The sequence below is a fragment of the Dellaglioa sp. L3N genome (genome assembly GCF_054941095.1).
Window position 1 is genome coordinate 278,139 of record NZ_CM142928.1, and the last position, 13,120, is coordinate 291,258.

Consider the following 13,120-nt stretch of genomic DNA (forward strand, 5'->3'; position numbering starts at 1 on the left):
CCTATGTTTTTATTTTTTTGTTCGTCGAGCAAAATCAACAAAACTAAAGCGGTCTGCACGGTGGATAGCTTCAGTAATTTGAAATAATCGGCTATCTTGTAAATAGGTCTCACTTCGTATAACAACAACAGATTCATTTTTTGGAATATCTAATAATTTTTGGATAGTTAAGTCTGCAGGTTCAACCGTGATTTTTTTAACAGCATAACTGATTTCTAAACCTAATTTGTTTTCAAAGTAGTCATAAATAGAGTCTTGAGCAGCTGCTAGTGGTAATTTAGGGACAATACTAGTGAGTATGTAGTCACGGTCAATAACGCTGGGCTCATTTTTTACGAGACGTAATCGTTCAATGAAAGTAGCATGATCACCAGTGACGGATTCAGGGGCAAAACTACCCTCAGGAATTGTTGTACTAAATAATTGCTTAACTTGAGTTTCTGAATTCATTTGTAGTGACTGATCGAGTTCTTTATAAGAGGTAATTCCTGAAACAGGAAAAACAAAACGTTTAACGTCCAAAACTAAGGATCCTTTGCCGCGAATTTTTTGAATATAACCATTAGTGAGTAAATTTTGAAGTGCCTTTCGAATTGTTTCGCGAGAAGTTCCGTATAATTCACTTAGTTGAGTTTCACTAGGTAGAAAGGTACCCTTTGCATAAATATTATGTGTGATTTTAGTGGCAAGGTCTTGATAAATACCTAAATGTTTATTTTGATTAGTCATGATAACTACCTCCAATGATAAGATTAGTTTAACATAATTAATCAAGTCTATACAAGTGTATATAAATGTTTAATTTAAAGTGAAGAAAGCGTTGACATGTTGTATATACAGGTTTAATATAAAGGTATCTTGAAAGCGCTTATTTAATGGAATTCATTTAACTGTTATAAGTTAAATAGGATTTAATATAAAGAGGGGGAAACATAATGTCAATTTTTAGAAGAAAACAAAAAATAAATGATGATAAATTTTATGCACCAGCTGCGGGGGATTTAATTGCTTTAGAGAATGTGAGTGATTCTGTTTTTGCTCAAAAATTAATGGGTGATGGATTTGGTTTTAAACCAACGGCAGGAAATATTTTTAGTCCAGTATCGGGAACAGTAACATTGGTTGCTTCAACAAAACATGCCATTGGTTTTACGATGGATAATGGACTTGAAATCTTATTGCACATGGGTGTTGATACAGTTGATTTAAAAGGTGCTCCATTTGATATTAACCTAAAAAAAGGTACGCGTGTTCATGGCGGTGAGTTACTTGGTAGCATGGATTTGGCGCAAGTGGCTGAGGCAAACTTGGATAATGTTCTTATGGTAGTAATTACGAACACACAAGATCAACTTGAAAAATTAAGTTTATCAGAACCCCAATCTTTTGATGGTGGTATGGAGCTTGGGTCTGGTACTGCGAAAGGAGAGAATTAATTATGGCAAAAGATTACACACAATTAGCTACAGATATTATTGAGCAAGTTGGTGGTAAAGAGAATATAAAAAGTTTAATTCACTGTATTACCCGGTTGCGTTTTTATTTAGTTGATGAAAGTAAAGCAAACGACGAAGTTATCAAAAATTTAACTGGCGTGATTGATGTTCGGCATGCAGTTGGCCAATATCAAGTCGTTATTGGACCAGCTATTAATGATGTTTATGATGCAGTTATTGCACAATTAGGAACTGAATATGCAGGTGGTGAGGTTGATGCTGACGACGATGTCCCAGTTGGAGATCAACCTACAACATTTCGTGGTAAATTGAATGCTGGGTTTAATTCTTTAATTGGTGTAATTACGGGATCTATGATGCCTGTTATTGGACTGTTGGCTGCTAGTGGTATTTTAAAAGGATTACTTCAGATGGCTGTTGATTTTCATTGGACAGAGGCAACGTCACAGACTTATATTTTCCTATCAGCTATGGGTGATTCGGCCTTTTATTTCTTACCTATCATTGTTGGATTTACGGCAGCACAGAAGTTAAAAGCTGATCCTATTATTATGGCTATTGTGGGTGGTGTATTGGTATACCCATCACTTTTTGGTATTGCAACAGGCACAAAAGCTTTTGGACAAATTTTGGGAATGTCATTAAATACTAACTTATTTGGGATTCCAATTCATATGGTTAATTATACTTATAGTATTTTCCCAATTATTGCAGGCGCATGGTTGGCACATTATGTTGAAAAAGGACTTAAAAAAGTTATTCCACAAGTCTTACGGATGATTTTTGTGCCATTATTAGAAGTTATGATTGTTTCGGCAGCTATTATTATTATCGTTGGTCCTATTATTACATTAATTAGTACAGGTATTTCTATTATTCTAAATACAATTTTAACAGCTAACTATCCAATTGCAGGTTTCGTTATCGGAGGGTTATATCAATGCTTAGTTATTTTTGGATTACATTGGGCAGTTGTGCCTTTAATTGCAAATGATATTGCTTCTAAAGGCTATAGTTATTTAAATGCCATCGTTTCAATAACAATGGTGGCTCAAGGAGCTGCTGTAATGGCAGTTATGATTAAATCAAAAATTGCTAATATTAAAGAATTATCTGGTGGAGCTGTTATCGCAGCGTTTAGTGGTATTACAGAACCAGCTATTTATGGGATTAATTTGAAGTACGGACGTGTCTTCCTATCAGCTAATATTGGTGGTGCAGTTGGTGGGTTAGTAGCAGGATTATTAAATGTTAACATGTATGGATTTACTGGTTCATTAATTGGATTTCCTTCATTCTTTACACCATTAAAATTTGGTGGCGGAATGAGTAATGAAATTAATTTTTGGATTGCTTCAATTATTACGATCATCGTAGCATTTGGTTGTACTTGGTTCTTTGGTTTTAAAGATGCTGATGTTATTGCTGCAAAAGATGTTACTCGTCGTAAAACAATCGGTAAAGAATAATAAGCTTAATTTAAAAAGATTAAGGAGATAATATCTCTTTAATCTTTTTTTGTAAATATTTTTAATATGAGATTAGAATAGTTGACGATTTAAGTTTACAAGTGTAAACTTAAATCATTAAGAGCGGAGGTAAGGAAATGGCTAATAAAAATAAGAACAATATGAATCAAAAAATGGATATGTCAGAACACAATATGAAACACATGAATCACGGGGACATGGATATGTCAGGTCACGACATGAAACACATGAATCATGAAGAAATGGATATGTCAGATCATGATATGAAACATATGAATCATGAAGAAATGGATATGTCAGATCATGATATGAAACATATGAATCATGAAGAAATGGATATGTCAGATCATGATATGAAACACATGAATCATGAAGAAATGGATATGTCAGATCATGATATGAAACACATGAATCATGAAGAAATGGATATGTCAGATCATGATATGAAACACATGAATCATGAAGAAATGGATATGTCAGATCATGATATGAAACATATGAATCATGAAGAAATGGATATGTCAGATCATGATATGAAACATATGAATCATGAAGAAATGGATATGTCAGATCATGACATGAAACACATGAATCACGGGGATATGGATATGTCAGAGCATGACATGAAACATATGAATCATGGGGACATGAATATGTCAGGCCACGATATGTCAGGTATGGGTGGTCATATGATGCATATGGGGAATTTGAAATTGAAATTTTGGATCTCATTAGTTTTAACAATTCCAATTATTTTAATGACGCCAATGATGGGACTTAATTTACCCTTTCAATTTTCATTTACGGGTTCTGATTGGGTGGTAGCTGTAATTGGGACAGTTTTGTTCTTTTATGGTGGTAAAACATTTTTGGATAGTGCCAAAATGGAACTAGCAGACAAGAAACCGGCAATGATGACCTTGATTTCAATGGGGATTAGTGTTGCTTACTTGTATAGTTTATACGCCGTTGTAATGAATAATCTTATTGATCCGAGTCACCATGTGATGGATTTCTTCTGGGAATTAGCAACGTTAATCGTCATCATGTTGTTAGGCCATTGGATTGAAATGAATGCTGTAATGTCAGCGGGGGATGCTGTTCAAAAATTAGCTGAACTTTTGCCTAAGCAAGCACATCTTGTTGGTGAGAATAATGACATTAAAGAGGTTGATTTAACTGATGTTCATGTTGGTGACGTCCTGTTAGTTAAAGGAAACGAAACAATTCCAGCTGATGGGTTGATTGTTTCTGGTAAAACAAGTGTAGATGAAGCCATGATTACAGGTGAATCAAAGCAAGTTGAAAAAACGATTGATGATGAGATTGTGGGGGGATCAGTTAATGGGAATGGCGAATTAACCATGACTGTGACTGGGACTGGTGAAACGGGTTATTTGGCTCAAGTCGTAAAATTAGTGTCAAATGCACAATCAGAAAAATCAACTACTGAAACGTTAGCCGATAAAGTAGCAGGGTATTTATTTTATGCTGCCTTATCAGTTAGTCTTTTGGCATTTGTTGTTTGGCTGTTTACGGGGACGTTTAGTCAAGCTTTATCAATCCTTGTGACCGTCTTAGTTATTGCATGTCCGCATGCTTTAGGTTTGGCAATTCCATTGGTTGTTGCGAGAAGTACGTCTTTATCAGCTAAAAATGGGTTACTAATTAAAAATAGAAATGCTTTGGAAGTTGCGCATACGATTGATACGTTGCTTGTTGATAAAACAGGAACTTTAACGGAGGGCCATTTTGTGGTGACCGGTTATAAATCAGTTACTGATCAATTTTCTGAATCAGAAATTATTGGTTTGATGGCATCATTAGAACGTGGTTCAACGCATCCTTTGGGTAAAGGCATTATGCAGAAGGCCGAAGATTTAAGCCTTGAAATTCCAACAGCCAGTGAGACACAACAAATTAATGGTGTTGGTTTAGAAGGCCAGATTAACGGTAAGTTATTTAAGATTGTTTCTGAATCTTACGTTAATAAGAACCAATTATTAACGGATAAAATGATTTCAGATAACGAAGGTGATTCAATTAGTTATTTACTTCAAAATGAAAAAGTAATCGGTTATGCGGCTCAAGGTGACCAAATTAAACCTGAATCATTTGGATTAGTTGAAAAATTAAAGAAGATGAATATCAAAGTCATCATGTTGACCGGTGATAATCAAAATGCTGCTGAAAAAGTTGGTAGTCAGTTAGGGATTGAAGAGGTTCGTGCTAATTTAATGCCTGAAGACAAAGCTAAGATTGTTAATCAATTAGAAGCTGAAGGGCATAAAGTCATCATGGTTGGTGATGGGATTAATGATGCACCAAGTTTGGCAAGCGCAACAATTGGGATGGCAATTGGGTCGGGTACTGATGTTGCGGTCGATTCTGCGGACGTTATCTTAGTTAAGAGCAATCCGATGGATATTTTAAAATTTTTGAAATTAAGTCGAAATACAAGATCAAAAATGATTCAAAATCTCTGGTGGGGTGCAGGTTATAATATTATTGCATTACCATTGGCAGCTGGTATTTTAGCACCAATTGGCTTTATTTTAAGTCCATTGGTTGGGGCAGCTGTGATGTCGTTAAGTACAATTATTGTTGCGATTAATGCGATGACATTGCACGATTAAAATAGAAATAGGTTTAGATTAATAGGTAATCAATTATTGCTCAAATTGAGTGGTAATTGGTTGCTTATTTTTGTTTTTATCCGTATTTTATTGTCATGATTAATTCAGTTGGTGACCGCTCTCTGGAAGTCATTACAAGAGAGTGATAGAAAGCGCTTGTGACAACTATTTAGCTATTTTATAAGTGGTTCATTAACATACTTAAATATTAAACTCAAGTAATACGTACTATAACAAAAACGTGTTTATTATCATTTTTAATGGATGGATAATAGTCATAAAACCGTTTATTGTGTTACAATGATTACGGTTTTATAATAAAATAAAAAGATAAATGGGGGATAGATATGGGAATTGAATTGAAAAAAATTTTACTTTTAATTATTTTGTTTATATTTGTAGGAGGGGTTGCTTCAGGATGTGGTAATAAAGTTAAAAACACGTCTAATGAAAGTGCAACCAAAAGTAGCCAATCGAAAAAACAAACGGTAAAAAAAGTATCTGAAAAATCTAACGCTGTTACAGTGCATGTAAAAGGGAAATAGGGGAACTAAAAAATGGGGATTTTATATAAAGTAGTTACAATATTGTATGTGACGATGCAAGTTATTTCATCACCGTTGTCAGTTATGATGCAAACAAAAAGTGTCTCTGCAAACGCAATTGATGGAATTAATGTCTTGGATAGTAATGATAAAGCAATAGAAAAATTAGAAGTAACTGATAAGGGCGAGTATCAGCTTAAAATTAGTGATAATCGTGCAGATTTAGAAAAAATGGAAATTGAATTACCTGATTTTCTAACGTATAAGTCTGTGAATGGCTTAGCACAAAGTAAACTAAACTATGAAAAAGCGACTAATAAAATTACATTTAATTTAGAAGATTATAAATTAAGTAAAACAATTTTATTAACATTAGTAGCAAATAAAAATAAACATCAAACGGGCAAAATTTCTTTAAAAGATTTTGTTAAAAATGGAAAAACAAGTCAAAAAATAATTAATACTGAAATGATTTCTGAAAAGGTAACAAAAAAAGCAAAAGCAACAACATCTGAAGCTAAATTAGCGCAAGGTGAAAGTAATGAAATTAATAGAGATAAAAAAGCAACACGACAATCACCAAGCGAAGTGCCAAATCCACCAACTTCTAATATTTTTTTGGAAGATACTTTTAAAGTGGTAAAAGACCATGATTCTTATATTCATCCAACAAACAAAAATGAAGTTGTTATTACAGAAGATGGTACAAAACAAAAAGGTGGTCTTTGGTATAAAAATAAAATTGATTTAACCAAAGACTTTGACATGGGTATGTACGTTTTCTTAGGTGATAAAAATATGGACGCCAAAGGTGCCGATGGGATTACATTTGTTATGCAAAATGACCCAAAGGGCTTAGAGGCTATAGGGGCAACTGGGGCAGGACTTGGAGCCTATGGTAAAGATAAAGAAGAAGATAACTATATTAGAAATGGGTTAGCACTAGAATTTGATACGTACCACAATAAGGCTGCAACAAAGGGAACCAATGATGGCGATGTTGATGTTAAATCTAAAAATTATGGACATATCGCTATTCAAAAAACACAATCTGTTGCACGTAAACATGAAAACTTAATGTTAGGGACAGCAAAAGATCCTTTAACAAACAATAAATGGCGTAAAGTTGATTTATCATGGTCTGCAAAAAGTAAAAATTTATCGTATACTATTGCAGGCTTTGGGAGTAAAAATTACAAAATAGCCAATCCCACTGCTTTATTTGGTGGCGAAAAAGTTTATTGGGGATTTACCGGTTCAACAGGGACTTCTACAAATTATCAAGCTGTTGCAATTGACAAATTACCTGATCAAACAAAATCAACTCTAAAAAAAGAAGTTAAAAATATAACAAATAAAGATGATGACTACAAAACAACAACAATAGAGAAAAAAGGCGATATTGTTGAATATCGTTTGTCATATGAATCTGATAAGGGCAATACGCAAGACTTATTGTCAGCTGAACTTAAAGATGCTTTGGATACACGTCATGCTTATGTACCAGGATCGTTGATGGTTGATGGTGACAAAAAAGCAGATTCAGTATGGAATAATGGGACAATTAAACTGGGAGATGTCGCACCAGGAGCCAAACGAGAAATTGTGTTCCAAGTGAAAGTTAATGGAACAGGAAACATTATGAATCAAGCACTCTTTTCTTCTAAATATTCTAATCCGGTTGATTCAAATAAAACAACACTTTATAACGGGGATGCTGTTATTACCAAAACAGATGGTGATACAGGATTACCTTTAAAAGGGGTTAAATATGTTTTAAAAGATGATAAGGGCAAAGTCGTTAAAAATAATTTAACAACAAATAGCAAGGGTCAAATTGACTTGCATTATTTAGAACCAGGCAAATATACAGTTGAAGAATCTGCAGCCCTTTCAGGCTATATTAAAGATTCGACAAGTCATAGTATTACAATTTCAAAGAATCAAACTGAACCAGTTAAATTAAACCTTAAAAATTATAAAGAGGTTGTTAAACCAAAACTAACAAAAAGCGTGAATGTAAAATCCGCCAAATTGGGTGATACATACACATATACATTAAAAGCAACAAATCCAAGTTCTAATGGAACATGGCGTGATGTTGTGATGACAGATAAATTAGATACAGCTAATTTGAAATTAGTGGCTAATAGTACAAAGGTAGAAGGTAGTGCTTTATCTGATGCCACTGTTTGGAATAATAATAAAACATTTACCTATAATGCAGGTGCTTTAAAAGCTGGTGAATCTAAGACAGTAACCTTTAAAGTGACGGTTATTAATATTCCGTCGAATAAAGTTATTAATAACATCGTTAGTGCAACGGGTAAAGACGCGGCTGGTAAAGCAGTTGCACCTGATGATGCTAAAGTTAGTGTGCCTGTAGATTATAAAGATGGTGAATTAGTATCAACAAAAACAGTAACAGATGAAAAAGGGAACAACATTGATGGTAAAGAAGTTTCTGTTGGCGATACGATTCATTTTAATATTAAAGTAAAAAATACAGTTGATAATAGTATCGTAGCAAATGTGAGTGTTAAAGATGCTTTGATTAAGGCGTTTGCTTATAAAAAAGGCACATTGACAGTAACAGATGTTAATGGCGTTAAAAAATCAGCCGCAGATACTAATTTTAAAGGCCAAAATTTATCAATTAGTGTTGGGGACTTAAAGGCTCAAGAATCTGTAACGGTCGGATTCGATGTCACAATTACAGATGATGCAGATGGTGATTTGACTAATGTGGCCCTTACTTCAGGAACAACACCAGGTGGCGAAATTCCAGAAACACCGACACCAGAAACGGGAAATGAGGCACAACCTAAACCAACACTTAAAAAGACGTCAGATGTGACACATGTTCTAGGACTTGGTGACACTTATGAATATACAATTAAAGTGGGAAATCAAAAAGGTGCAGGTATTTGGCATAATGCGCAAGTCACAGATAGTCTAGAAAATAAATATTTAGATTATATTGCGGGGTCAACAAAATTAGATGGGAAAGCAATTTCAGATACATCAAGTTGGCGTAAGGACCAGTTAATGCTGAAGCTTGGTGATTTAAAAGCTGGAGAAACAAAAACAATTACTTTTAAAGTAAAAGTTAAAGATATTCCAGAGGAAACACGGACTGTTATTCCCAATGTTTCTAAAGCAACAGGTGAGGATAGTAAAGGACAAGCTGTTAATCCACCAGATTCTAAAGTATTGGTTCCAGTAGATTACAGAATTGGAGAATTATCGATTGTTAAAACGGTCAGTGATAGTAAAGGAAATAATTTAAATGGGGATGTCGTTAAGATTGGAGATACACTTCATTTTGATATCACTGTAAATAATATTAGTGAAATTGGAACAATTGTTAGAGGCGTTAAAGTTAAAGATGAACTAACGAATGCATTTAAATATACATCAGGCACATTAACGATTACAAAACCAGATGGAACTAAGGTTAGTGCAGATGATAGTCATTTTAATGGTCAAAAATTAGACCTTGATGCAGGTAGTTTAAAGGGTAAGGAATCTGTGACTGTTGGATTTGATGTCACAGTCACGCCAAAGGCTACGGGAGAATTGAAAAATGTTGCTTTAATTTCAGCGACAGATCCTGAAATACCAGAAAAGCCTACACCGCCAACAACGAATTACGTTAATCCAAAACCCTCACTAGTAAAAACAAGTAATGTTAGTGAAACCAAATTAGGTGGAGAAATTGAATATACAATTTCTGCTAAAAATGCTGCTGAAGCTGGCATTTGGTATGACGCAAGTATTTCTGATAAATTAGACGCTGCTTATTTAGAATTAGTTCCAAATAGTACACTTGTTAATGGTAAAAAAGTTTCAGATAAAGATGTATGGAATAATAATCAATTAACAGTGGCTTTAGGCGATGTTGCTAGTGGTGCAGAAAATAAGGTGACGTTCAAAGTTAAAGTTAAAGCTATCCCGGGTAGTAAGGTTGTTAAAAATACGGCAACAGCTACTGGGAAAGATAGTAGTGGAAACAAAGTGTCACCACCAGATTCAAGTGTCAATATTCCAGTTGACTATGTTTCAGGAGCATTGAAGAGCTTAAAAACAGTTTCAGATGCAGATGGAAATAGTTTAAATGGAAAAGAAGTTAAGGTTGGTGATACGTTACATTTTGAAATTAATGTTAAGAATGTTGTTAAAGATAGTATTGTAACAAACGTCTTAATTAAAGATACGCTAGAAAAAGGATTCACTTATAAAGAAGGATCACTCAAAGTAAATGCGAATACAATTAGCGATAATAATGTTAAGGGACAAAATATTAGCGCTAATGTAGGTGATTTGAAATATGATGAAGAAGCCGTTCTCAGTTTTGATGTTACTGTTAATGATCAAGCAACTTCTGAAATGAAAAATATTGCTGTAGTTGAAGGGAATACGCCAGGAGGGGAAATTCCACCAACAACAACTCCTGAAACAAATAATGGTGCAAATCCTGATCCTAAATTAGAAAAAACAGCTAGTGTGAAAAAAACACATCTAGGTGAAACTTTTGAATATACGATTAAGGCAAGTAACGCTAAAGATGCTGCTAAATGGCAAGATGCAGTTATTAAAGATAATTTGGATGCACGTTATTTAACTTATGTTGCAAATACGACAAAAGTTGATGGACAAGCTATTTTAGATACACAAGCTTGGTCAGACAATAAGCTGGATGTTAAAATTGGAGATGTAGGAACAGGTAAAAATGTAACAGTTACATTCAAAGTAAAAGTAATTGCTGTTCCAGAAAATGGTATCGTCCATAATGTTACGCAAGCTACCGGAACGGATAGCAAAGGAAAAGTGGTAACACCACCGGACGCATCTGTAAATGTGCCAACAGATTATCAAGACGGTAAATTGAAAATGGATAAAACCGTTTCAGATGCCAAAGGTAATAATTTGAATAACCAAGAAGTAAAAATTGGTGATACATTGCACTACAATATTACGGCTGAAAATACAAATGAATTTGGGATGTTGTATAACGTAATTGTTAAAGATAGTTTAGTTAAAGGCCTAGAATACAAGGCAGGTACTTTAACAGTTAACGGAAAAGCAACAGAAGATAAGTATTTTGAAGGTCAAAATTTAAAAATTAATATTGGTGATTTAAAAGGTAACGACAAAGTCGTTGTTGGTTTTGATGTCACAGTAAGTAAAGATGCAGATGGTAAGTTAGATAATGTTGCGGTAGGGACGGGAACAACACCAGGTGGTGAAGTGCCAGAAACGCCAACACCAGGAACAGAAAATCCAACAAAACCAGATCCAACATTAAAGAAAACAGCAAGTCAATCAGAATTGAAGTTAGGTGATACATTTACCTATACTATTACGGCCAGAAACGCAGCCGATGCAAGTACATGGCATAATGCGATGATCAGCGATGCATTAGATACGAAACATCTAGAATTAGTCGCAGAGACAACTGTGGTTAATGGTAAGAAAGTTTCTGATAAAGATGTTTGGAAAAATAGTGTATTGACGGCGTCAATCGGAGATTTACGTGCTGATGAGTCTAAGGTGATAACCTTCAAAGCTAAAGTAATTTCAATTCCAGAAAGTGGAAAAATTGAAAACACAGCTAAAGGTTCGGGAGAAGATAAAGATGGTGATAAAGTTACGCCACCGGAATCAACTGTAGAGGTACCAGCAGTTAAGAATCCTGAAACACCAGTAAAACCAGGTGTAACACCATCGACAAAACCAGTATTACCGATAAAACCAAGTACGACGCTACCAAACAAATCAGGTTCAGTAACACCGATGAAACCGGATGTAGCACTACCAACAAAACAAAATGTGGTATCAGCAACTGGACAAAAAGAATTACCACAAACAAACGATGCTGACGGAATAACATTAAGTGTTATTGGGACTGGATTGATAGGACTAGCAGGCTTTGGTATGTTACGTCGTAAAAAAGTAAAAAATTAACTTGTAACAATTTTTAAAGTAGATTCTATAAAAATAGGCATTCTCAAAATCATACGATTTTGAGAATGCCTATTTTTTTGTAACAATCTAGTGTTAGTCTTTAAAATTATCGTTTTCAACATCTGATAAGAAAGTACTTAAATGATCAAAGTAAACGGGTGCGTTATCAATCATATGATGATGACCACCTTCAGGGGTTGTCGTAAGACGGGCGTTAGGAATTGTTTCTGCCATTCTTTTGGCTGTTGCTAAAGGCATTGTTTCATGTTCACCAAATGTGATCAATGTTGGAACATTGATGTTTTTGATACGATCACGAGTTGACCAATCTTTTAATTTACCAGTCACAACGAATTCATTGTTACCTTGGAAATAATTATAAACGGGTTCAGCCATTGTGCTTACTAAATGAGCAATTTGGGCTGGTTTTTTACGATCAACGTAACCATCATTTAAAATAGTCACGTACCCTTGGTAACGGTCGTTATCAAGATCATTATTTTTTTCACATTCTTGCATGTAGGCAAGTGCATCAGCGTCCAATTCTTTGGCACGAATAGCGTTAACGTTAGTTAAGTATTCGTTAATATCATCAGTCATACTTGAGATGATAGCGCCTTTTAAATGATCGCCATATTTCAATGCATATTCTTGAACAAGAGCGCCACCCCATGATTGACCGATTAAGTAGAAGTTATCTAAGCCTAATTTAAGACGGACTTCTTCAACTTCGTCAATGAAGTAATCGATGTTAAGAAATTTATCAACATTTTCTTGTTTGGTAAAATCTGGTTGATCAGAATACCATGAACCGAGTTGGTCATACATTGAAACTTGAACGCCAAGAGGTGCTAATTTTTCAGCAAAATTTTCGTAATATTCATGTGTGCCACCAGGGCCACCATGGAGACAAAGTAATTGGATATCGCCTTGTCCTTCAGTATGTGTCCAGAGATGATACCCATTATCTAACGTAATAATTTTTGTTCCGTATGCCATATTAATCCACCTAATTTCTTAAGAAT

5 protein-coding genes and 1 pseudogene are annotated in these 13,120 nt (G+C 34.5%); 4 read left to right on the forward strand and 2 right to left on the reverse strand.

Annotated features, from left to right (window positions below):
• Window positions 1-9: 9 nt before the first annotated feature.
• Window positions 10-729 carry a trehalose operon repressor gene (gene treR, locus ACVPPR_RS01350; protein ID WP_462298172.1) on the reverse strand — a complete coding sequence of 240 codons (720 nt, stop codon included), beginning with the start codon at window positions 727-729 and terminating at the stop codon, window positions 10-12.
• Between the two features lie 206 nt (window positions 730-935).
• Here treR and ACVPPR_RS01355 point away from each other — a divergent pair.
• The 4 genes and pseudogenes from ACVPPR_RS01355 (at window position 936) to ACVPPR_RS01370 (ending at window position 12,095) form a co-directional block, all read left to right on the forward strand.
• Window positions 936-2,926 (forward strand): annotated as a pseudogene (locus ACVPPR_RS01355) (glucose PTS transporter subunit IIA).
• Window positions 2,927-3,264: 338 nt separating this feature from the next.
• On the forward strand, window positions 3,265-5,583 hold the full coding sequence (locus ACVPPR_RS01360) for a heavy metal translocating P-type ATPase (RefSeq protein ID WP_462304784.1): 2,319 nt from the start codon (window positions 3,265-3,267) through the stop codon (window positions 5,581-5,583).
• A 347-nt stretch (window positions 5,584-5,930) separates the two neighbouring features.
• Entirely contained in the window at window positions 5,931-6,128 is a 198-nt protein-coding gene (locus tag ACVPPR_RS01365; protein ID WP_462304433.1) for a hypothetical protein, read from the forward strand.
• Between the two features lie 12 nt (window positions 6,129-6,140).
• Window positions 6,141-12,095 (forward strand): isopeptide-forming domain-containing fimbrial protein, encoded by a 5,955-nt coding sequence (locus ACVPPR_RS01370; protein WP_462304434.1) that lies wholly within the window; start codon window positions 6,141-6,143, stop codon window positions 12,093-12,095.
• Between the two features lie 93 nt (window positions 12,096-12,188).
• Here ACVPPR_RS01370 and ACVPPR_RS01375 read toward each other — a convergent pair whose 3' ends face one another.
• Complete coding sequence (locus ACVPPR_RS01375) at window positions 12,189-13,094, reverse strand: proline iminopeptidase-family hydrolase (protein ID WP_462304435.1); 906 nt, start codon at window positions 13,092-13,094, stop codon at window positions 12,189-12,191.
• Window positions 13,095-13,120: the final 26 nt, after the last annotated feature.

What these genes read in the sequence shown, in the direction of transcription:
- treR (WP_462298172.1), bottom strand. Translation starts at nt 729, where the DNA reads ATGACTAATCAAAATAAACATTTAGGTATTTATCAAGACCTTGCCACT.
- ACVPPR_RS01360 (WP_462304784.1), top strand. Translation starts at nt 3,265, where the DNA reads ATGAATCATGAAGAAATGGATATGTCAGATCATGATATGAAACACATG.
- ACVPPR_RS01365 (WP_462304433.1), top strand. Translation starts at nt 5,931, where the DNA reads ATGGGAATTGAATTGAAAAAAATTTTACTTTTAATTATTTTGTTTATA.
- ACVPPR_RS01370 (WP_462304434.1), top strand. Translation starts at nt 6,141, where the DNA reads ATGGGGATTTTATATAAAGTAGTTACAATATTGTATGTGACGATGCAA.
- ACVPPR_RS01375 (WP_462304435.1), bottom strand. Translation starts at nt 13,094, where the DNA reads ATGGCATACGGAACAAAAATTATTACGTTAGATAATGGGTATCATCTC.